Source organism: Alkalibaculum sporogenes, from assembly GCF_009362815.1.
In the GTDB taxonomy this organism is placed as follows: domain Bacteria; phylum Bacillota; class Clostridia; order Eubacteriales; family Alkalibacteraceae; genus Alkalibaculum_A; species Alkalibaculum_A sporogenes.
Genome location: NZ_WHNX01000036.1, coordinates 1 through 23,536 on the forward strand (window position 1 = coordinate 1; position 23,536 = coordinate 23,536).

Consider the following 23,536-nt stretch of genomic DNA (forward strand, 5'->3'; position numbering starts at 1 on the left):
TTCGTATTTTCCATTGGCTTGTTTGCTATGCTTATTTTTATACAATACATTTTAATTCTTATTTTAGATGTTTTACTTGACTTTGCTTAGCTGGTCTACGTGTGTGGTGGGGCGGTGGGTATGCATGGCGGGAGAACACAGTTCTCCCCTACGGGCGGTGGTGGTGCGGTGGGTATGCATGGTGGGAGAACACAGTTCTCCCCTACGTGTGGTGGTGGGGGTGGTGTTTTACACTTGGGCTTCTTGTTCTTGTTCTTGTTCTTGTTCTTGTTCTTGTTCTTTGATTACAATTATTAATCTACCACAATTTTCACATGTACATGATTTTAAGTTATATTTCTCTATGCTCTGAGTAAATATCATTGAAAATTGCATTTGACACCCTTCGCAGCTATCTTCTTTATATGGTACTACTACTGGATAGATATTAGCTTTTTTAGTGTAATAGAACTTAACTTCGTCTGGCAGTAAAGATTCTTTTAGAGCTTCTATACTCATTTGAATATGTGCTAGCTCCTCTTCTGTACTTCTCATTTTTTCATCTAGCATGTTGTTACATTCGTTCACTTTTACTTTTATATGTTCTAATTTTGCCTTATATCGTTTAATTTGCTTTATATAAGTAAAGTTTTCACTTCTAAGAAGTTCTAAAGATTTGTTATTTTCTTCTAAAAGTGCTTTACCATCGTCAATCTCTTTTTGTAATTGGCTTAATGCTTTTGGTTTTGTTATCTCTCCAGCATATAATTTTTCTTCTGTATCAGCTATTTTAGATGTTATATCTATTATTTCTAATTTTAATTGTGTGGCTTGTGCGTCTTTCTCTTTATATTGCTCAGCAATTTGTTTTGTAGAAATAAGCAACTTATTATATGTTTCTTTGTAGCTAGCTACATCGTTTTTCAGATCTATTATTCCTGCATCTTTTTCGATTTCTATTATTTTGTTATCTAGTTGTTGCAACTCCCATAGCATATCTATATTTTTCATTAAAACTCTCCCCTATACTTTTTAAGCTATCTATATAATGTTCGTTTTTATCCATTGGATTAGTAAAGTAAATCTATTAATATAAATTTATATAGTCTCGATTTGCCTCTGATTTTATAACATCAACTTTTAACTTTTGACTTTGTATCTTTTCATATAAGTACTTACTTAGGTATTGTCTCACGATAATTTCTGTAGCATAATGACCTGGATCTATAATAAATAAATCTATCTCATTAGCTGTTTGCCCATCGTGATATTTTAGATCTCCTGTGATAAAAACATCTGCTCCTGCAAACTTAGCTTTATTCATTAGACTTGCACCAGCTCCAGAACATATAGCTACTTTTTTTATCTTCTCCGGAAGATTACCACTTCCTCGTAAATTAACCACATGGAGCTTATGTTTTACCAATTCTATAAACTCTTTTGCTTCTATTTCATTTTCTAAAATACCTATTATACCAAGACCTTGAACTTGTCCTTTGTTTTCTAATGGATATATATCATAAGCCACTTCTTCATAGGGGTGTACCTTCAGCACTGCTTTTATAGTCTTTGACAAATTACTTTCTTTGATAATGGTTTCTAATCTAACTTCTTCAACTTCTTCAACATTATAAGGGGTTCCTATAAATGGATTGGTATTTTCTAAGGGCTTGAAATTTCCTGTTCCCGTGGTAGAAAAGCTACAGTGGCTATAATTGCCTATCCATCCGGCTTCTTGTTTCCCTAACTCGGCTTTAACTTCTTCTATATTTGATTTTGGTACAAATATAACAAATTTATACAACTTTTCATAATTTAATTTATCAAGTACTTCTATTTTATTTAAATTAAACTTTTTGGCTAACCAATAGTTAATTCCTTGGCTGCTAATATCTAAATTTGTATGGGCGGAGTATACACCTATCTCTCGAGTAATTAATTCCTTCATTAATTTCCCTTTGTAATTATCCCATCTAAGGTTTTTAATAGGCGAAAATATAATAGGATGATGTGAAATGATTAAATCTACACCTTTTTCTATAGCCTCATCAAGTACGTTTTGGTCAACGTCAAGGCATACCATAAGCTTTTGTACATTCATACTTGGGCTACCTATCATAAGTCCTACATTATCCCAACTTTCTGCTAAATACTTAGGAGCCAGTTCTTCAATAATACTTATAATTTGTTGACACTTCACAGACATCTTCCAACCTCCTTGATTTTTTCTAGAAGAATCTTGCATTCATTGCTCTTTTTTATTGCATTATAGGTTACTTCCCTATCACATGAACTTATAATTTTAATTAACTCTCGTTCTTTTGATGCAATGAGTTTTTTAAGTAATGGATGCTTGTCTTTTATGAGATTTGGGCTAATGTGATAGTCTATTTCATCATATGAATCACTTTTTCCCTTTTGCGCTACAATTATTTGATATATTCGTCTATCTTCTTGTGCAAGATCTTCATGAATAATTATAAAACCATTCTGTACTAAATATCGCCTTAAGTCTTCTTGAAAACTCATAGGTTGCAAAATTAGCTTCTCTGCTGCTTTTGCAATTTTTATATCATTATCAATAATATCTTTAATTAGAAGTCCACCCATACCTGCAATAATTATATTTTGAACGTTTAAACCTTTTATGGGTTCTAAACCTTCGCCAAGTATAGTAGTAATATCCTTAGAGTACCCATATTTATCTATTTGCCTTTTTGCCATATCTAAAGGACCGATATTGATATCACACGCGTAAATATTCTTTGTTATGTTATTTTTAACTAAATAAATAGGGATAAAGGCATGGTCTGTGCCTATATCTGCTATTGTAACTCCATTAGCAACTTGTTTTGCAATAGTTTCTAACCTTGATGTTAACTGCATATACTGCTCCATTCACTTTATCTATTTATTAATAGTATATCATATTTCGGCAAGATATTACTGTATGTATCTGTGTTTTATTCGTTATATATTTATCTATCACTATTAGCAGCCACTTGGCTTATTGTCTTCTCGATTACCAAAAGAAACACGCTTCGCCTTTTGCTCTTAGTCACGAGGACCGTCGCCAAATGAAAGCTTACTTTCATTTACGCATTATATTGCTACTTCTGTCAAATTAGCAAGCTATTTGACTTTCTTAGCTATGGAATACTATCGAAAACAAGTTTTCGCTTGGCTCATTGTCTTCTCTATAAACCAAAAGAAAACTCGCTTCGCGAGTTTCTAATCTAAATTTACCCAAAAAATAAAAATGGCTCCCCAGGTTGGATTCGAACCAACAGCCTATCGGTTAACAGCCGAGTGCTCCACCGTTGAGCTACTGAGGAAAAGTGACTACTTAATATATTATAATGATTTAATTGAATATGTCAATAACTATATTATAATCTTTTAAATAGTTTTTATACACTCTTAAATTATATTTTTTTTACCTACTAAATATTATAGTTTACGGCGGTAGTCTTATTGCCGGTTAATGTGGACAAACATTATATTCTATATGGTAGTATAATCATTTTTCCTTAACTACAAGAAACACGCTTTGCGAGTTTCTCGCGGTTACGCTGTAGCAGCCACTTGGCTCATTACTTCGCGATAAAAAAAATGCTTTTAGGCTATGCCTAAAAGCATCAAGAATTATAGTTTGCATAACACCTATACTTGTAGAAATTCAAGTTTTTAACTTTTGCAATTCCACTAGAACAGAAACGATGTAAATTATCGTATCATATATCTAGTTACAAGGTTTTCTTGATGGATGGATATTCTCAAAACCTTCGAGGTTTTCATCTGGATCAATAACATTAAGAGTCTTGGTTCCTTTGTCTAATTCAATAGAATATCTGCTATACTCATTTTCACTTGATAGTTCCTCTAATATTGATTCTATTACATTTAAATCTGATATTTCTTCTAGTCCAACAGTTGCAGTTCCTCTTGTTGTGTAATTAGCATTTGTAATCTTTTCTTCAATTATTGATTTTATTTGATCCTTATTCATTAACAAAAACCTTCTTTCATAATTAATTTATTATATTTCATTATATTTATTTATGTATATAATTATACCCTTACCTATTAACTTCAATCGATAATTAATTATAATTTTTTAGTAGATTTTTGTTTTGTATATTTAATAAAAACCACGAGAATCACGCTTTGCGAGTTTCTCGTGGTTATGCGGTAGTCGCCAAATGTCTGCAAGCAGCCACTTGGCTCATTACTTCGCGTTAAATAGAGCAAATAGTACATATCAATCTAAATAATCTTTTAGTTTTTTGCTTCTACTAGGATGTCTTAGTTTTCTTAGCGCTTTAGCCTCTATTTGCCTGATTCTTTCTCTCGTTACATTAAATTCTTTACCTACTTCTTCTAATGTTCTCGCTCTACCATCGTCTAATCCAAATCTTAGCCTTAAGACCTTCTCTTCTCTTTCTGTTAATGTCTCTAGCACTTCGAAAAGTTGTTCCTTTAAAAGAGCATATGAAGCTGCTTCTGCAGGAGCTGGAGCATCCTCATCAGGTATAAAATCACCTAAATGGCTATCTTCTTCTTCTCCAATAGGAGTCTCTAATGAAACTGGGTCTTGTGCAATTTTTTGAATTTCACGTACTTTTTCCTCAGTAAATCCCATTTCATCGCCAATTTCTTTTGGAGAAGGTTCTCTTCCTAAATCCTGAAGTAATTGTCTTGAAACCCTTATTAATTTATTTATAGTTTCTACCATATGTACAGGTATTCTGATTGTCCTAGCTTGATCTGCTATTGCTCTTGTTATAGCTTGCCTTATCCACCATGTAGCATATGTGCTAAATTTAAATCCTTTGCCATAATCAAACTTTTCTACAGCTTTTATAAGACCTAAATTTCCTTCTTGTATTAAGTCTAAGAAGGACATACCTCTTCCTACATATCTTTTTGCAATACTGACTACTAGTCTTAAATTGGCTTCTGCTAATTTTTGTTTAGCTAAGTCGTCTCCTTGTTCCATTCGCTTAGCTAAATTAATTTCTTCGTCAGCAGTTAAAAGTGGAACTTTCCCAATCTCTTTTAAATACATTCTTACTGGATCATTAACGCTAATACCATCTGGTATAGCTATCTCTTTGACAACTTCATCATCTACTTCTAGTACGTGGTCGTCAACATTAGTTGGAAGATCTAAAGCAAAAATCTCAATACCATCTTCTTCTAAGACCGAATATATTTCTTCTATCTGATCTGGCAGCAATTCTACTTCAGACAGTGAAATCTCAATTTCTTCACCGGTTAATGTACCTTGCAACTTGCCTTTTGCTCTCAGTTCTTTAACTTTAATATTTTCTTTTATATCCATTTTTATATCCACTTTTAACCCTCCTTCCTATTTATAGATTTTCTAATTTTCTTTTGTTCTCGATAATTTCATAATAAATTTTATTTTTTTGTTCATCTATGTTTGCATTCATTAACTGTTCTTGTAATATACGTATTTCACCTTGAATACTGAACTTTTTAATTGTATTAATATAACTACTTATATCTTGTTCTTTTATAGTAGATTCATCCGATGTAAATATTAACGAGGCAATTTTTACTTGTTCTGAATCTAAAAGACGTCCAATGTACTTCGATTCTTCTATCTTTTCATTATTTTCCAATTTTGAGAATATATATTCAGCTAAATCTCTATATATACCTTTACTAAAATCTTGAGCTGTAATTTTTGCTTTAATAACGGGATAAATCTTTGGATTGTTCAGAAAATAATTTAACAATTTCTCCTGTGCAATGATATTAGCACTTTTTACAGAATATTGTAGTTTTTCATTCCTATATTTTCCATTGTTATTTTTTTTATGCTCTTTTAACTTATTTTTTTTTATTTCTTGAATAATTGATTCCTTTGATATACCAATATCCATAGATATCTTGTTTAAATATGCTTCTACTTCGATACTACTGTTTAATTCACTTAGATACATTGCCATATCTTTAGCAAAATTTATTCGACCATCAATACTATTCGTGTTATATTTTTGCTTTAATCTAGTGATTTTATACTCTATTACCGCTAATGATTCAACTTTTCTATCAAAAAAAGCTTGCTTTCCATACTTATTTATGTATTCGTCTGGGTCTAATTCTTCTGGAAGGATAGTCACTTTAGCATTTACTTCACATTTTTCTAGGATTTCTACAGCCTTTGAAGCGGCCTCTTGCCCAGCTTGATCACCGTCGTAGATAACAACTGCTTCTTTTGTATACCTTTTAAGCAAGTTTCCTTGATCTAATGTAAAAGCAGTTCCTAAAGATGCTACTACATTCCTTATACCCTTTTCATAAAGACCAATAACATCCATATACCCTTCTACTACGATTATTTGATCATTTTCGATTTCTTTTTTAGCATAATTTAAACCATATAGATGTTTACCTTTTGAATATATGCTAGTTTCTGGTGAATTTAAGTATTTAGGAGATTTGCTATTTTCTAATACTCTTCCTCCAAAAGCTATTACTTTATCTGTAATAGTTTGTATAGGAAACATAATTCGATCTCTAAAACGATCGTACATGTCATTTTGAGAATTATTTTTATTTCTTAATACTAGCCCTGAATCCAAAATTTCACTAACACTGTACTTTTTTTGTAGTAGGTAATTTAATAAACTTTTACCTGAGTTGGGAGCATATCCTATACCAAATTTTTTTATAGTACTTTTTTCTATACTCCTCATTTGTAAATACTCTTTTGCATGATCATTTTTAAGTAGGGTTCTATAATAAAATATAGCTGCATCTCTATGCAACTGTATTTGTCTATCCCTTTTATTATTGATTTCATGATTGTATTTATCATTTTCAGGTAGCGTGATATTAGCTTTTTCCGCTAAAAGTTTTATAGCCTCTATAAAATTCAGTTTCTCTACTTCCATTACAAATGTGATAACATTTCCACCTGCGCCACATCCAAAACAGTGATATAGTTGTTTATCCTTTGATACTACAAATGAAGGCGTTTTTTCAGAGTGAAAAGGACAACAGCACTTTAAGCTTGTACCCATTTTTTTCAAGGTTACATATTGAGATATAATATGAACTATATCACTTTCATTAATAACTTGATCAATAACATCACTAGGGTAGTAACTCCCATTGTTCATAATATCACCTTTACTAAATTCAACATAATAATAGTCAATTCCTCTTTTTATTTAAAAAAAAATACAAAAATTGTTGTATCTATGTCTGTCTTTCTATTATTTTCGTCGTACTGCGATAAAAATCGACTGTCATCTTAATAATTTTATATATTGTAGGGTATCTAAAAAATTGATAATTGCTTTATCGTACATAAAAATTTGCCCTATAGATTTAGAAATATCCTTTGTTTAGAGATTTTCTTTTAAAAGATATTAGTGAAAATATATTGTCTAATTATATCACATTATAAATGTTATTGTCGAATAATCAGTAGACACACTAGTGTAGTATATAACATTTACATTATAATTTAAAGATATTTTTTTATTTATTTTTTAACACTATCCTCATTCATCGAATTTTCATTCATTTACTAGCTTAGTATACTCTCCAAGGATCTGGTATAAATAATTCTCTAAATTTATTGATCGCGTATCTATCCGTCATTCCAGCTATGTAGTCACAAATAACCCTTTCTTTATCTTCTTCTTTTAATCTTTGCACATACTCATCAGATAATTCTTCAGGATTGCTTCTAAAATATTGAAATATTGAGGTTAATATAAACGATGCTTTTACTTCTTCTTCTTTTGCTTTTGAGCCAATGTAAACTTGATCAAATAAAAACTTTCTTAATTGCGTTGTAGCTGCTTGTATCTCATCATCCATTTTTACATGCTCTTTATCATAACTTGTGTATATAACACTTTTTACCATTCTATCGATTCTTTCTCTTCTCGTGATTCCTAACACTTCCATACAATATTTTGGCAGTTCTTTTTGGGTAATTACTCCCCCTCTTATAGCATCGTCAATGTCATGATTTATATAAGCAATTCTATCGGACAAATGAACTATTTCACCTTCTAGAGTTTGTGATCTTTCTTTCCCAGAATGATGTAATATACCGTCACATACTTCCCATGATAAATCTAATCCTACACCATTTTCTAAATGTTCTACAACTCTAAGACTTTGTTCATTATGATTAAAACCATAGCTACAGATTTCATTTAGAACTTTCTCACCTGTATGCCCAAAAGGTGTATGTCCTAAATCATGTCCTAATGCTATAGCTTCAGTTAAATCTTCGTTTAATTTTAATGCTCTAGAGATAGTTCTTGCTATTTGGGACACCTCTAATGTATGGGTGAGTCTAGTTCTATAATGATCTCCTTCAGGCGAAATAAATACTTGTGTTTTATGTTTTAATCTTCTAAAGGATTTAGAATGGATAATCTTATCTTTATCTCTTTGGAATATCGTACGAATATTACATTGAGTAGCTTGGCTTTTCCGCCCCTTTGAATTGATACTGAGGGTAGCATATTTTGAGAGAATAGTTTTTTCGAGTTGCTCTCTGTCTTCTCGTATATTCAATATAACATCTCCAGTTCTTTATATTTTAATCTGTATAAGTAATATTCTATATATGTAGTTAATAATCCTTCTTTTTGGTAGAAATATTTTATCAGTCAGTGACAATCGATAGAAAAGAGTAATCACGACAAAAAATGAAGCCATTCAATATAATGACTTCATTTAATAATAATTGTGAGAATTATTTTGCTTCTTCTAGGGCATTACTAACTGCTTCCTTAAGCGCTTCTGATGTTACTGTTGCACCTGAGATATTATCAACTTCTGTTGATTGAGCTTCTATAATTAGTTCTGGATATTTATCAAATACTATAGTACCAATACCTTCAGTTTCATTGTGTGAAATAATAGATATGTCTGATATACTTTCACCTTCTACCGTTACTTCTACTTTAATTTCGCCATGTATTCCAGCTTCACTAATTCCTTCGTATGTACCGTCTTTATATCCATTTCCTCCAGATGTAGTTGTCGATGACCCACAACCTGCTAATAAGGATATAGTAGTTAATATAGCAATTAATAATATAGTTAATTTAAGATTGTTTTTTTTCATTTTTGCTTCTCCTTCAAATTTTATTCTTGATCCATTTCTTTTTCTCGTTTTATTTTCTTTCTATTGATAATCTTACTTAAAATAACACTTATCTCAAATAAAATGAGCATAGGTATAGATACGAGTATTTGTGAAATTACATCTGGTGGAGTTATAACTGCACCTACTATAAATAATACCACGACTACAATCCTACGACTTTTTGTTAACCACTGTGGTTTTAATAGTCCTAGTTGACTGAGTAAAACAACTATAACAGGCATCTCAAATACTACTCCAAAAGTAATTAGTGTCGACATTACGAAACTTAAATAGTTTTGGATTGAAATAGTTGCAATTATTGTCTGATACTTATCTACTGTTATAAAGAAATTTAACATTAGTGGCATGGCAATATAATATGCAAATGCTGCACCAACAATAAAACAAAACAAACCTGCAAACAGAGATAAAAAGACTACAACATTTTCACTCTTTTTAAGACCGGGACGTATAAACGCCCATATTTGATAAAGTATTACAGGTGATGATAATACAACGCCACTTATGAGGGACAATCGTATATACTGAGTAAATAGTTCAGCTGGTGCTAAATATACAAGTTGATAGCCTAGCTCTGTTGCAGTTTCTACAAGTAAACTAACTACATCACTCGAAAAATTAAAACAGATTACAGTGACAATAGCTAAAACAGCAACCACAGTAATTAATCTTTTCCTAAATTCACTTAAGTGTTCTACTACTCCCATTGCATCACTAGGGGATTTGTTTTTACTTTTCTTTTTATTTTTCTTCAGAGTTATTTTCATCTTCATCTACTTCTACACTGTTTTTAAAACTTCTAATTGTTTTACCAAATGTTTTTCCTAGTTTGGGTAATTGCTGAGGTCCAAATATTAATAACACTATTCCTAATATTACTAATAATTCAGGTGTTCCCAATTTTCCTAACATAATTTATTTTCTCCTTTATTTTATCTATATTTTTACTACTCTGAAACAGTTTCTTGTCCAAAATCGTCGTCTGATATATTGTTTTTGTCTTCTTCTAGAACTTTTGTTTCAATATCTGTAGTATTTTTTTCTTCTTTAACCTTGCTTTTAGGATTATTTATATCTGTTATTGTTTTTTTTATTTCTTCAAATGGCTTATTTATATCTTTTTTAATATTTGTAAAAGGTTCTGTCATGTCTTTTAACGGTTTTTTAACTTCTTCTATAGGTTCTAAAATATTTTCGTTAATATCTTCTGATAATTTACCAGCATACCCCTTTAACGAGCTAATAAATTTACCGACTTTCTTTGCGTATATTGGCATTTTTTCTGGTCCTAGTACGAATAGTCCCACTACTAATATCAATAATAATTCTGTTGTTCCTATTTTCATAGATATCCCTCCCTACACTTTGAATCTGTTTAGGATTGTTATCAGGGGGATGTCCCTTAATATGTCAAGATGACATCCTCCTTTTAGTTCATTTTGTTCTATACTTTATTACTTATACCTTATAGATTTGCTGCATGTGCACCAGCTTTACGCCCCCAATGAATCAAACCAATAATTGCTGTTCCAGAACCTGGGTAATACGGTCCAATCCAACCACCTGCATTCATACCGCCTGCATATAGTCCTGGTATTGGGTCACCATTCGGTTTAAGAGCTTGAGCATCTACGTTAATTTTAACTCCACCTATTGATCCTAAGTTAAATGAAACATTCTTATAAGCATAGAATGGTCCGCTTATTGGTGAAAGACCTGTTTTTCTGTCAAATTGAGTATCTTTCTCATTTTGCATATCTTTGTTCCATTTTTCCATTGTCGATACAAGATTATCTGAATCAACAGAGATTAGTTTTGCTAACTCTTCAATTGTATTTGCTTTAAATACTACACCTTCTGCTACGTCTTTTGCAACACTTTCTTCTGTCCAAGGTGCTCCTCCTGCTAAACTACTCTCACCAAAGATCATATATGTAGGACCATCTAATTGTTTTTCTTGTTGGAATATAGCACGGTAGTGGTACGCATATGTTGCGTCTTCACAAACAAATCTATTTCCTTTTTTATTTACGATATATGATGGGAATAGCGGAATTCTATTATCTGTTGCTGCTCCAGTTTTACCACAAAAATCAATAGTTCCACCAAATCCACTAACTGCAGCGCCAATTTCCATTGCCATACGTATTCCGTCTCCAGTATCACTAGCAGCAGCTAAGCATATTTGCGAAGTCAAATCCCAATGGTGCTGTGGACTTAAATCTTTTGCCATCTCGACATTTTGATCTATACTTGAAGCCGCAAGAATAACACCTTTATTAGCTTTTACTTTAATCTCAGATTCACCTTGTTTTGCTATTACTCCTACTACTTCTCCATCATCATTAGTAACAAGCTTTGTTACTTCTGTTTCATATTCGATTTGTGCTCCTTTTTCAATAGCTGCGTTTAACATAGCCATAATTAAAACTGTACCGCCACCTTCTCCGCCGCCACCTTCATAAACATGTATACGATCAGCAAATAATGATTCATCTACATAAGGGATATGGGTATGACCATAAACACTCGTAAATTTTATTCCAATGTCAGTTAGCCATTCAATATGTTCTGGAGCTCCGTATGCTAGATCTTTTACTAATTCTTCATCTACAAATCCTTCTCCAGCTTTTAACCATAACTGAAAGTGATTTTCTGGACTATCATCTTTAAAATTTGTGTATTCTTTTTGATATTTTGTTGCTGCCGCTTGCATTACACCACCAGAATAACTTGTTGTCCCTCCAGCAATTCCAGCTTTCTCAAGTACCAAAACATTTGCACCATCTGAAACAGCTTGTAGTGCTGCTGCTAAACCAGTACCGCCACCTCCGACTATAAGTACATCTACTTCTTTATCCCACGATACATTATTTGATGATGTAGATTGACTACAGCCACCAAGTACTCCCATTGCTGCTACACCTACAGCTCCAGCTACAGAACCTTTGATAAAATCTCTTCTTGATATCATTAGTTAACCCTCCTTTGATTAATTACAAGTTCATTATCTGTTAATTAACAAACTAAATCAAGAAACAGTTTTACCTAAGTGTCTTATATCAATAAAACGAAACTTTATTAAGTAGGGTTTTAAAGCGGGTGTTTTGGCGCCTGTTAATACGGGATATATCTAACTACTAGGTTTGAAATACTTTATGAATTCACTAGGTATTCCTCTATCAAATACCTCCATCATATCTTCGATAGATTCGTCCATTCCTTCTAAAATCCAAATTTGCATAATTTCGAGATTGCCGTAAATATAAGATTCCAGCACTTTTATATTCTTCCACTCTCTAATGTTTACGCCATTTTTTTCTAATATCTCTAGGTGAAATGTTCTACTCATATTAAAAATATAATTTTTCAGTGAATTTACATCTGAGGATTTAAATGCATTTTGAAATAGCTTTAGATTTATCTTAATTACATGGTAAATTGAATACACTGCATCTTCCCATTTCACACCTTCTTTAAAACGATACAATGTATTTTCTAAAATTTTTTCGTAATTTGAGTTTAACAAATCATGTTTGTCACAGTAATAACGATAAAATGTAGATCTACTTACTCCAGCCTCTTTAATAATGTCACTAACAGTTAATTTATCAATAGTGTTAAATTGTAGTAAACTGCTTAAGGCATCAAACAATAGCTTATCGCATAGTTTTTTCTCCATTTCCATCTTTGATACTCCTCAGTATATTTAATAGAATTCTTGGCGTGATAAAAGCAAAATCAACCGATTATTTCTCTGTACTAAATGATATTATAACCTTATCTACGAGTACATGCAATGCCATAATAGAGATATGTAGTGATAAAAACAAGTGCCTCTTTAAAAGAGACACTTGTTTTTGCTTATTTGTTTTGTAATACTGCTTGTGCTGCTGCTAGTCTTGCTATTGGCACTCTGTATGGTGAGCAAGATACATAATCTAAGCCTGTTTTGTAGAAAAATTCTATTGATTTAGGATCTCCACCATGTTCTCCACATACACCAATTTTCAAACTAGGCTTTGTGGTTCTTCCTAATTTTACACCTAACTCTATTAATTTACCTACCCCATCTTGATCTACACTTTCAAAAGGATCATCTGGCATAATATTTTTTTCTTTATACTCACTAATGAATTTACCTGCATCATCTCTAGAAAAACCGTAAGTCATCTGAGTTAAATCATTAGTTCCAAATGAGAAGAATTCTGTTTCTTTAGCTATCTCATCTGCAAGTAGCGCTGCTCTAGGAATTTCGATCATCGTACCTACTAAGTATTCTATTGATGAACCCATCTCTTCTTTAACTTGCTCAGCAGTTGATACTACAATTGATTTAACATAGTCTAACTCTGATTTAATTCCTACTAATGGAATCATTATCTCAGGTACTATTGTAGTATTTTGTTCTTTCATTACTTCAATAGCTGCTTCTATAATAGCTCTCGTTTGCATCTGTGCTATTTCTGGGTATGTAACCGCTAATCTACATCCTCTATGACCTAACATAGGGTTAATTTCTTGTAAAGAGTGTATAGTCTCTTTTAACCGTTCTATCGATATTTCAAAGTCTTTAGCTAATGCTACAATATCTTTTTCTTCTGTTGGTAAAAATTCATGTAAAGGTGGATCTAATAGCCTTACAGTTACAGGTTTTTCTTCCATTACAGTATATAGATCTTTAAAATCTGATTTTTGCATTGGTAGTAGTAACTTTAGAGATGCTATTCTTTGTTCTGTAGTTTCTGATAAAATCATTCTCCTTACTACTGGAATTCTCTCTTCATCAAAAAACATATGCTCAGTTCTACATAAACCTATGCCTTCAGCTCCAAATCTTAGTGCCGCTTTTGCATCTCTTGGAGTATCTGCATTTGTTCTAACCCCTATTGTTCTAAATTTATCTGCCCATTCCATTAATATTGAGAAGTGTCCTGATAATTCTGGTTCTACAGTTTTAATACTTCCCTTATATACTTTTCCTGTGCTACCATCTAAAGAAATATAGTCCCCTTCTTCTATCCGTTCATTACCTATAATAAATATCTTTAACTCTTCATCTACTTTAGCAGATTCACAGCCTGCTACACAGCACTTACCCATACCTCTAGCAACTACTGCTGCATGAGATGTCATTCCACCTCTAGAAGTTAAAATTCCTTGTGCAGCTACCATCCCTTCAATATCTTCTGGGGATGTTTCTCTACGTACTAAAATCACTTTTTCTCCATTTGCTGACTCTCTCACAACATCCTCAGCATTAAAAAATACACGACCTGTAGCTGCTCCTGGCGATGCTGGTAAACCTTGTGCTAATGGGATTGCTTGTTCCATTGTTTTTTCATCAAAATTTGGATGCAATAATTGATCTAATTGCTTTGGTTGGATTCTTAATATAGCTTGTTCTTTAGTTATTAAACCTTCTTCTACCATCTCAACAGCTGCCCTTAAACCTGCATGTACTGTTCTCTTTCCATTTCTAGTTTGAAGCATATATAATTTACCTTGTTCAATTGTAAACTCTATGTCTTGCATATCTTTATAGTGATCTTCTAATAATTGTGCACATTCCACAAATTGCTTAAATATTTCTGGCATTACGCTTCCAAGTTCATCGATGGATTTTGGTGTTCTAATACCAGCAACTACATCTTCTCCCTGGGCATTTACTAAAAATTCTCCATATAGTTTTTTCTCACCTGTAGAAGGATTCCTAGTGAAAGCTACTCCAGTTCCACAATCGTCACCCATATTACCAAATACCATAGACTGAACATTTACGGCTGTACCAATATTGTGAGGAATATCATTTAAATTTCTATAAGCTTTTGCTCTAGGATTATTCCAAGATTTAAAAACTGCATTTATAGATAGTATTAACTGTTCTTGAGGACTTTCTGGAAAATCTAATCCTTTTTCTTTTCGAACAATGTTTTTAAATTCTTCTACTATATCTTTTAAGTTTTCTACAGATAACTCAGTATCGTCTTTACATCCATTTTTCTCTTTATATATATCTAGTATACTTTCAAACTTATACTTTTGAATCTCTAATACAACATCTGAAAACATCTGTATAAATCTTCTGTAACTATCGTATGCAAAACGCATATTATTTGTTTTTTGACCAACAGTCAATACAGTATGATCGTTCATTCCTAGATTTAGTATAGTATCCATCATACCTGGCATTGAAAATGCCGCACCTGATCTTACCGAAACTAGTAGTGGATTTTCTTTGTCTCCAAACTTTTTACCAGTTTGTTTTTCTAATACTTCTAATTTTTCTTGAAGTTGAACTAATATTTCTTCTGAGAGTTGCTTTTCATTTTCGTAAAATACCGTACACGCCTCTGTTGACACGGTAAATCCTGGAGGTACCGGTAGCCCAATATTTGTCATTTCTGCTAGATTAGCACCTTTTCCTCCTAAAACAGATTTCATAGTTGCATTTCCTTCTTCAAATGAGTACACATATTTTTTGCTCAAAATTAATCCCCCTTGCGAATAATAGATAATATTATACTAGCAGTTTCTTCAATTGCTTTATCAGAAACGTTAATAACTGGACATCTCAACTTGTTGTAGATTTTTTCTGCATAATCTAACTCCCCTAAGATTCTTTCCATACTAGCGTAGTTCGCTGTATAATCTAAACCTAAGGCTTTTAGTCTTTCTTGACGTATACTATTTAATTTATCTGGATCATTTGTTAGTGCAATTATCCTATTGTTTGGTATTTCAAATATTTCCTTTGGAGGTTCAACTTCAGGTACTATAGGTATATTTGCTACTCTAATATTTTTATGTGCCAAGTACATGCTTAGTGGAGTTTTTGAAGTTCTTGAGACACCTAACAGGACTACATCTGCCTTCTTTACTCCCCTTGCATCTTTACCGTCATCGTATTTAACTGCAAATTCAATAGCTTCAACTTTTTTAAAATAATCAGCATCTAATCGTCTATTAAGCCCTGCTTCATATAGTGGTTCTCTCTGAGTAAGCTCTTTTAACGCGTCAATAACAGATCCTAATACATCTACTGCTTTTATATTATACTTAGATGCAACATTTAACATATGCTCTTTCATTTCTGGTACAACTAAAGTATATACAATGATAGCATTGTATTGACTAGCTTCTTCCACTATCTCACTAATTTGCTCTTTTTCTAAGACGAATGGAAATCTTTTAATTTCACTAATACTACTATTAAACTGAATTTTTCCTGCTTTTGCGACTAATTCTCCAGTTTCTCCTAGGGAATCAGAAACGACATATATAACTCCTCTTTTACCCTTTACCATTCTAAAATCCCTCCCTATTCATTGCCTATTCTCACCATAACTTTTGTAATCGTTGTTTTTGATATTTTTCCAATAATCTTCATATTTTCGCTTTTATCATCTAAAACAATTTTCTCTACAACTGGTAGTGAATCTATTTCATGATGAATAATTTTTACTGCTGCATCATATACAGATTCATTAGATTCAACATATACAATATTAGGCATTCTTGTCATAATCATAGCAACAGGTAAGTTCTTAATATCATGATTTCCTAAGGTAACTTTAATAAAATCTTTTCTTGATACAATCCCTGAAAGGTACCCCTTGTTTTGGACGTAGATATTACCAGTGTCTTCTAAAAACATAGTGACTATAGAGTCATATACTGTATTTTCTTCAGATACAATAACGGGTTTTGATTTTACTTCCATAACACTCATATTTTTAATGAAACTCCCCATAACACTCAGCAATGATTTTCCAGAATAGAAGTAACCAACTTTAGGTCTAGCTTCCAATATTCCTATCATAGTTAATATTGTCAAGTCAGGTCTTAATGTGGCTCTAGTTAAATTGATTTTTTCTGCAATATGCTCACTAGTAATAGGTTGCTCAGCTTTAACGATGTCCATAATTTCTAATTGTCTCTTTGTAAGCTGGATAAAGTCCACCTCCAAATCATATTAATGTAACACTAATAGCTAATGTTATTAATAAAGTATAACATATTCCGTAATTAAATTAATATAGATTTCTATATTTTTTTTAATAATTAATACTACTTGATATATATTCCCTTAATTGTGTTACACTAATCCTTATTTGTTCCATATTGTCTCTATGTCGAATAGTTACACTATCATCCTCAAGAGTATCAAAATCAATTGTTATGCACAATGGTGTTCCAATCTCATCTTGTCTTCTATATCTTTTTCCTATACTTCCAGCTTCATCGTAATCTATCATCATATGTTTACTTAACAATGAGTAAATCTCTTCTGCTTTATCTTTAAGTTTTTTTGTCAATGGCAATACGGCTGCCTTAAAAGGAGCTAAAGCTGGATGTAACTTTAGAACATTTCTCGAATCTTTTTCATCTATTTGTTCCACTTTAAAAGCATTACAAAGGAATGCTAGTAAAACTCGATCTGCTCCAAGCGATGGTTCTATACAGTATGGCACATATTTTTCATTTGTCACTGGGTCCATGTACTTTATATCTTTGCCTGACTGTGCAGCATGCTGCTTTAAATCAAAGTCTGTTCGATCTGCAATACCCCATAACTCTCCCCACCCAAATGGGAATTTAAACTCGATATCTGTAGTCGCATTGCTATAATGAGATAATTCGTCAGGTGAATGATCCCTTAGTCTAATGCTATTTTCTTCAATACCTAAATCTAGAAGCCAATTTTTACAAAAATCTTTCCAATAATGGAACCACTTTAAGTCTTCTCCTGGAGCACAGAAAAACTCTAGTTCCATCTGTTCAAATTCTCTAGTCCTAAAAATAAAATTACCTGGAGTTATTTCATTTCTGAAAGATTTTCCTATTTGTGCAATACCAAATGGCACTTTTTTTCTTGAGGTTCTTTGCACATTATTAAAATTGACAAAAATGCCTTGTGCTGTTTCTGGTCTTAAATAAATCTCACTTGAAGAGTCCTCAGTAACTCCTTGAAAAGTTTTAAACATCAAATTAAATTGTCTAATATCCGTATAATCTAATGCGCCACAATTAGGACACTTAATTCTGTTTTCTTGGATAAAGTTTGACATTTTTTCGTTGTCCCAACCATCTACAATAAGATCTTCATCTTTTTTATGTGCATAATCTTCGATAAGTTTATCAGCTCTATGTCGACTTTTACATTCTTTGCAATCCATTAGTGGATCACTAAATCCTCCAACATGTCCTGATGCTACCCAAACTTCAGGATTCATTAATATAGCACTATCTAATCCTACATTATGGTGTGATTCTTGAACGAATTTTTTCCACCATGCTTTTTTAATATTATTTTTTAGTTCTACACCTAATGGTCCATAATCCCAGCTATTAGCTAATCCACCGTATATTTCAGATCCTGGATATATAAATCCTCTCATTTTACAAATACTAACTATTTCATTCATTTCTAATTCTTTACTCATTGTTATTGCCTCCTTTATTTGTGGTGTATATTTGACCTCATTTGCCTGTTTTTATCCATAATTATAAGGTTTCTGACCTCCGGAATCGCTTCGCGATTCCTACGTCGCGACACTCGCTAAATGAAAACAAGTTTTCATCGTTCTTCTGCTTTACCAAACAACCTACCCTGGAAATGGCATAGCCATTACCAGGGTCGCGGGCGTCGCTAAATGAAAACTCCGTTTTCACCGTTCTTCTGCTTTACCAAACAACCTACCCTGGAAATGGCATAGCCATTACCAGGGTCGCGGACGTCGCTAAATGAAAACTCCGTTTTCACCGTTCTTCTGCTTTACCAAACAAATTAGCAAGCTATTTGTTTGCTTTTGCAGTAGAACTTATGCGAAAACTTTGTTTTCGCTTAGCTCCTGTCTTCGCGGAAATTGGCAAGCCATTTGTTTGCTTTTGCTGAAGAACTTATAAGGTTTTTGACCTCCGGAATCGCTTCGCGATTCCTACGTCGCGACACTCGCTAAATGAAAACAAGTTTTCATTTATTCTTATGCTTTATCAGTCAAATTGGCAAGCCATTTGCCTGTTTAATCATAAGAATTCATAAGCGAAAACTTCGTTTTCGCTTAGCTCGTTGTTTCACGCACGAAAGAAAGTCCCTTGCTATTTATAAGCAAGGGACGATAAGTTACCGCGGTTCCACCCTAATTGGTACAAGTACCCATCTTTTATTAACCATGCTCCATTGCGCCTTTCGTAAGTTTTTGTTATGGAGCTCACACCCTTCTCCACTCGCTTGAAACTTCTTCTTACTACTCTTCAATGTCATAGCATGTATTTTATAATTTGTTTATAATAAGTTATCAAAGATATTATGCCTTGTCAAGTATTTTGGGTTTTGAATTATTTCTGTTGTCGGCTTATTAATGAGTAAATCCCATCCTTTATACTTAAACATTAGCTATTAAATAAATTATTGATCACTTTTTCTAATTTATTACTTGTTTTTTTCAAGGATTCATTTACATCTACTACTACATTACCTTTTCGTTGTACTTGCACAGTACAATCTGTAGCTATAGCGGCTACTGCTGCTATAATAGAGATAAATGGTGCTAACACCATTGTTACAGCTATAGCATTCACTGGAATGTTTACTAAGGTTTCATTGTCTTTCTTAATCGTGATTTTCGATACATTTCCCTCTTTTATTAACTGTTTAATTACATCAATAAGGTCTTTACTATTTACTTTATACTCTTCTTGTTTTTGACTTTCTTGATTATCTTGGGATTTACTTTGTTGAGATTTCAGTATAATAATAAGGGCTTTGTCATAATCTCCGCCAGTCTGTTCTAATGCCCGTATCGCCTGACTCGTATCACAATTCGTTTCTTCTATCAACTTATTTGCTATTTCTGTTAGAGTACTCAATGAATTCACCTCCAATTTTATTTAAACTACTGTTGTTAAATATTCTTAATTTAAACTGATACAGCTTGAATTAATAAACTATCTTTTCCTATGCTATTCGTTAATCTTAGCTAGGATTAATAGATTAAGAAAACATTAATGCTATACTTACTTATATTATCTCTAAAAATTCATAAGAGTATATTTTCTTATCTATATGATAGGTTATGTATTCATTCATTAACTTTATTAAATAATTAAGTAGATTTAAATTACACTGTAATTCTCCAACTTTTTTTAAATCACAATAGAGTAGTGTATTTAGTATTATTAATCCTTCTATAGAAATAGTATTGTCAAAATTGTTTATTTGTTTGCATTTTTTGCAAATAATACCACCACTTTTTTTTGAAAGATAGTATTCATCATACTCTTTTAAGCATTTGCTACAACTTTTTAAATTTGGTGCATATCCCATAAGGGCCATAAATTTAAGTTGATATGCTAATACTACAAGCTTAACGTTTTTATCCTTATTATCTGTTAATAAGCTTAGAGAATATAAAAGAAGATTTAATACTCTTTCATCTTTTTGTCCTTCCTCATGAGTTATGTTCAATATCTCTATTAAATAACTCGCTGCAGATAGTATACTTAAATCATTTCTAAGTTTATAAAATGATTCAATTAATTCTGTTTGGTTTATATGGGCAAATGTTTTTCCCGGGAAATATACAAAGTTACAATAACAAAATAATTGTGTTGTACCTATAAATTGACTTTTAGTTTTTTTTGCACCTTTTGCAATTGCTTGAATTTTTCCTTTTTCTTTAGTAAATATAGTAACAATTATATCATTGTCATTTAGAACCACTCTTTTTATTATTATTCCCGAGACCTTCTCCATAATTCTCCTCTATTTTTTATAACCTAAATCTCTAAGGTCAAATTCTTTATCACGCCAACCTGGACGAACTTTTACCCATATTTGTAAATTTACTTTACATGCTAGTAAATTTTCTATATCTTTTCTAGCCAATGTTCCAATCTTCTTTAACATTTTACCCTCTTTACCTATTATAATCCCCTTATGTGTTTTTCGTTCACAATAAATATTAACTTCTATATCGTATAACTCTCCACCTTTTCTTTCTTTCATGCTCATTACTTCCACAGCAATACCGTGAGGAACTTCTTCCATCAATAACTGCAATGCTTTTTCTCTAACTAATTCTGAAACTATTACTTTTTCTGGCTGTTCAGTTATCATATCATCTGGAAAATATTTAGGACCAACTGGTATATATTTCTCGACTAATTCTAATAAGTGATCTACATTCTTCCCATCTTTAGCTGAAATTGGAACTATATCGTCAAATCCATATTCTTTTAATTGATCGATTTTTTCCAACATATCTATTTGTTGCATCTTGTCCATTTTATTTATAACGAGAATTTTAGTTGTTTTAAGATCTTTTAGATTATTCATTATATACTGATCCCCTGGTCCTATTTTTGCTGATTCATCAACTAAAAAAAGAACCACATCTACTTCTTTTAAGGTCTGTGTAGCTGCATCAACCATAAAATTTCCTAATTTATTTTTTGGTTTATGCATTCCTGGCGTATCGATAAATACCATTTGATAGTTTTCCGTAGTATGAACACATCTAATTGTATTACGTGTAGTCTGTGGCTTAGAAGATATAATTGCCATTTTTTCTCCTAATATATTATTTAATAGTGTAGATTTACCTACGTTTGGTCGTCCTATAATACTTATAAAACCTGATTTGAATTCTTTTTTCATTTGTTCCTCCATTTTTTTGTTATTCACCTAATAAGCAGATGTTACTTATATCAAACAGGTCGCTGTGGGCAGCGACCCCTACAGTTTGTGGGTACATAGTGGGTAGATATCTGTGTGGATAACCCCTACAATTAGTTTTTCATTAAATAAGGTTTTCTTTTGAAAATGAACAAGGTAATAATTCTTTTATAGAACTTTGTTTTGTTTTTCCATTTGCATTTACCAAAACAATATCTATATTGCTTCCAAATTCTCTAATAACTTGTCTACATATACCGCATGGATAGATAAAATCTTCTTCATCTGAAGATATGGCAATAGCTATTATTCTATCTATTCCTTCAGATACACCTTTGAATATAGCTGTTCTTTCAGCACAATTAGAAGCTCCATAGGAAGCGTTCTCTATGTTACATCCACTATAAATTTTTCCATTATCAGATAGTATAGCAGCCCCTACTCTAAAATGTGAATATGGGGAATACGAAAATTCCTTAGCTTCTATAGCTGACTTAATTAATTCAGAATAATTTTCTTTTTCCATATATTCCTCCCCAAATTTATTTTAAGTAAACAACTTACAGAGTTGTTGTCAGATAAATATATATGCAACTCAGGTTACCTTAAAATATTTTATTGTAAAATATTAATACTCCAATAATCACAGATAGTATAGAGCTAATTAAAACAGCGCCAGCAGCTACATCTTTTCCAATCTTAGCAAGTATTTTGTATTCTTCTGTTACTAAGTCTATTGTTTTTTCAATAGATGTATTTATCATTTCACTAGTAACTACTATACTTATAGTTAAAAGTAATAATATCCATTCTATGTGACTTAGTCTTACATAGATACCCAATATCAATACAATTATTGCAATAAAAAAATGAATTCTTATATTTCTTTGTGTATTAAAAGAGTATAAAATACCTTGAAATGCAAATTTAAAACTATCTACAAGTTTTTTCATTATATTACTCCGTATTATAAATTTAAATTCTTAACAACTTCTTTTTCTTTTATTCTCATTGCCACCTTGTCCTCTTCATTCATATGATCATATCCAAGAAGATGGAACATTCCGTGTATAGTTAAGTAACATAATTCTCTTTCAAATGTGTGTCCATATTCTATGGCTTGTTCTTGGGTCTTGGGAATAGAAATTATGATGTCACCTAGTAAAATAATTTCATGTTTTAAATCCTTCTCTGACTCAATCATTGGAAATGATAGTACATCTGTTGGACAATCCTTATTTCTATATGTATTATTTAACTGATGAATTTCGTCATTATCTACTAATGACAAACTTATTTCACAATTTTGCGGAAATTTTTGTACCACCAAACACTCTCTTACACACTTTTCTAATTTTGGCACAAGCGCTTCATCAAATGATATTTCACTTCTCTTATCTATATATAAGTCCATTTATACCTCCAATTTTTATGTTCTCGTCCTTTTTGGATATTGTTTTATTTTTATGTCTTGGCAAATGTCAAGTGAACGCTTTGGGGTTAAAGATTCTTCGTCGCTTCTCTCCTCTGAATGACTGGAGGAGGTGTTCCTTCTTAATGACCGGAGGGCCTTGGGCTCTAGGCAAGTGAATGCTTCGGGGTTAAAGATTCTTCGTCGCTTCTCTCCTCTGAATGACTGGAGGAGGTGTTCCTTCTTAATGACCGGAGGGCCTTGGGCTCTAGGCAAGTGAATGCTTCGGGGTTAA

Annotated in this window: 23 protein-coding genes and 1 tRNA gene; all 24 read right to left on the reverse strand. The window is 32.1% G+C overall.

Annotation, left to right across the window (positions count from 1 at the left end):
• Window positions 1-228: 228 nt before the first annotated feature.
• Window positions 229-990 carry a zinc ribbon domain-containing protein gene (locus GC105_RS14615; protein ID WP_152806335.1) on the reverse strand — a complete coding sequence of 254 codons (762 nt, stop codon included), beginning with the start codon at window positions 988-990 and terminating at the stop codon, window positions 229-231.
• 76 nt (window positions 991-1,066) lie between these two features.
• Complete coding sequence (locus GC105_RS14620; protein WP_152806337.1) at window positions 1,067-2,185, reverse strand: Nif3-like dinuclear metal center hexameric protein; 1,119 nt, start codon at window positions 2,183-2,185, stop codon at window positions 1,067-1,069.
• Window positions 2,176-2,877, reverse strand: a complete 702-nt coding sequence (locus GC105_RS14625) for a tRNA (adenine(22)-N(1))-methyltransferase (protein ID WP_152806339.1) — start codon at window positions 2,875-2,877, stop codon at window positions 2,176-2,178. The genes GC105_RS14620 and GC105_RS14625 overlap by 10 nt, the downstream gene beginning before the upstream one ends.
• A 362-nt stretch (window positions 2,878-3,239) precedes the next feature.
• Window positions 3,240-3,314 (reverse strand) — tRNA-Asn (locus GC105_RS14630).
• Window positions 3,315-3,721: 407 nt separating this feature from the next.
• The gene (locus GC105_RS14635) at window positions 3,722-3,988 is read right to left on the reverse strand and encodes a hypothetical protein (RefSeq protein ID WP_152806341.1); all 267 of its coding nucleotides are present in this window, start codon (window positions 3,986-3,988) and stop codon (window positions 3,722-3,724) included.
• Window positions 3,989-4,240: 252 nt separating this feature from the next.
• Window positions 4,241-5,329 (reverse strand): RNA polymerase sigma factor RpoD, encoded by a 1,089-nt coding sequence (gene rpoD, locus GC105_RS14640; protein ID WP_425481538.1) that lies wholly within the window; start codon window positions 5,327-5,329, stop codon window positions 4,241-4,243.
• Window positions 5,330-5,354: 25 nt separating this feature from the next.
• The gene (gene dnaG / locus GC105_RS14645; protein ID WP_152806343.1) at window positions 5,355-7,133 is read right to left on the reverse strand and encodes a DNA primase; all 1,779 of its coding nucleotides are present in this window, start codon (window positions 7,131-7,133) and stop codon (window positions 5,355-5,357) included.
• 418 nt (window positions 7,134-7,551) lie between these two features.
• A complete protein-coding gene (locus GC105_RS14650) occupies window positions 7,552-8,553 on the reverse strand; it encodes a deoxyguanosinetriphosphate triphosphohydrolase (protein ID WP_152806344.1) in 1,002 nt (333 codons plus the stop codon).
• 181 nt (window positions 8,554-8,734) lie between these two features.
• Window positions 8,735-9,109 carry an FMN-binding protein gene (locus GC105_RS14655; protein ID WP_152806345.1) on the reverse strand — a complete coding sequence of 125 codons (375 nt, stop codon included), beginning with the start codon at window positions 9,107-9,109 and terminating at the stop codon, window positions 8,735-8,737.
• A gap of 20 nt (window positions 9,110-9,129) precedes the next feature.
• Window positions 9,130-9,924 (reverse strand): twin-arginine translocase subunit TatC, encoded by a 795-nt coding sequence (tatC, locus tag GC105_RS14660; protein WP_152806346.1) that lies wholly within the window; start codon window positions 9,922-9,924, stop codon window positions 9,130-9,132.
• Window positions 9,893-10,063 (reverse strand): twin-arginine translocase TatA/TatE family subunit, encoded by a 171-nt coding sequence (tatA, locus tag GC105_RS14665; protein ID WP_152806348.1) that lies wholly within the window; start codon window positions 10,061-10,063, stop codon window positions 9,893-9,895. Before tatA ends, tatC begins: the two co-directional genes overlap by 32 nt.
• A 35-nt stretch (window positions 10,064-10,098) precedes the next feature.
• The gene (locus tag GC105_RS14670) at window positions 10,099-10,497 is read right to left on the reverse strand and encodes a twin-arginine translocase TatA/TatE family subunit (RefSeq protein ID WP_152806349.1); all 399 of its coding nucleotides are present in this window, start codon (window positions 10,495-10,497) and stop codon (window positions 10,099-10,101) included.
• Between the two features lie 119 nt (window positions 10,498-10,616).
• On the reverse strand, window positions 10,617-12,125 hold the full coding sequence (locus tag GC105_RS14675; RefSeq protein ID WP_152806352.1) for an FAD-dependent oxidoreductase: 1,509 nt from the start codon (window positions 12,123-12,125) through the stop codon (window positions 10,617-10,619).
• Between the two features lie 159 nt (window positions 12,126-12,284).
• Window positions 12,285-12,839 carry a TetR/AcrR family transcriptional regulator gene (locus GC105_RS14680; RefSeq protein WP_246169860.1) on the reverse strand — a complete coding sequence of 185 codons (555 nt, stop codon included), beginning with the start codon at window positions 12,837-12,839 and terminating at the stop codon, window positions 12,285-12,287.
• A 176-nt stretch (window positions 12,840-13,015) separates the two neighbouring features.
• Entirely contained in the window at window positions 13,016-15,643 is a 2,628-nt protein-coding gene (gene ppdK / locus GC105_RS14685; protein WP_343030054.1) for a pyruvate, phosphate dikinase, read from the reverse strand.
• Window positions 15,643-16,458 (reverse strand): pyruvate, water dikinase regulatory protein, encoded by an 816-nt coding sequence (locus GC105_RS14690; protein ID WP_152806356.1) that lies wholly within the window; start codon window positions 16,456-16,458, stop codon window positions 15,643-15,645. The genes ppdK and GC105_RS14690 overlap by 1 nt, the downstream gene beginning before the upstream one ends.
• Before the next feature lie 14 nt (window positions 16,459-16,472).
• A complete protein-coding gene (gene ccpN, locus GC105_RS14695) occupies window positions 16,473-17,114 on the reverse strand; it encodes a transcriptional regulator CcpN (RefSeq protein ID WP_343030053.1) in 642 nt (213 codons plus the stop codon).
• A gap of 94 nt (window positions 17,115-17,208) precedes the next feature.
• Entirely contained in the window at window positions 17,209-18,597 is a 1,389-nt protein-coding gene (locus tag GC105_RS14700) for a glycine--tRNA ligase (protein ID WP_152806360.1), read from the reverse strand.
• Between the two features lie 949 nt (window positions 18,598-19,546).
• Window positions 19,547-20,023, reverse strand: coding sequence for a DUF4342 domain-containing protein (locus GC105_RS14705; protein ID WP_193708436.1), 477 nt, complete (start codon window positions 20,021-20,023; stop codon window positions 19,547-19,549).
• A 151-nt stretch (window positions 20,024-20,174) separates the two neighbouring features.
• Complete coding sequence (gene recO, locus GC105_RS14710; protein ID WP_152806364.1) at window positions 20,175-20,909, reverse strand: DNA repair protein RecO; 735 nt, start codon at window positions 20,907-20,909, stop codon at window positions 20,175-20,177.
• Between the two features lie 9 nt (window positions 20,910-20,918).
• Window positions 20,919-21,824 carry a GTPase Era gene (era, locus tag GC105_RS14715; RefSeq protein ID WP_152806366.1) on the reverse strand — a complete coding sequence of 302 codons (906 nt, stop codon included), beginning with the start codon at window positions 21,822-21,824 and terminating at the stop codon, window positions 20,919-20,921.
• 130 nt (window positions 21,825-21,954) lie between these two features.
• The gene (locus GC105_RS14720; RefSeq protein ID WP_152806368.1) at window positions 21,955-22,356 is read right to left on the reverse strand and encodes a cytidine deaminase; all 402 of its coding nucleotides are present in this window, start codon (window positions 22,354-22,356) and stop codon (window positions 21,955-21,957) included.
• 79 nt (window positions 22,357-22,435) lie between these two features.
• Window positions 22,436-22,783, reverse strand: a complete 348-nt coding sequence (locus GC105_RS14725) for a diacylglycerol kinase family protein (RefSeq protein ID WP_152806370.1) — start codon at window positions 22,781-22,783, stop codon at window positions 22,436-22,438.
• A gap of 14 nt (window positions 22,784-22,797) precedes the next feature.
• Window positions 22,798-23,244, reverse strand: a complete 447-nt coding sequence (ybeY, locus tag GC105_RS14730) for an rRNA maturation RNase YbeY (RefSeq protein ID WP_152806372.1) — start codon at window positions 23,242-23,244, stop codon at window positions 22,798-22,800.
• Between the last annotated feature and the right edge of the window lie 292 nt (window positions 23,245-23,536).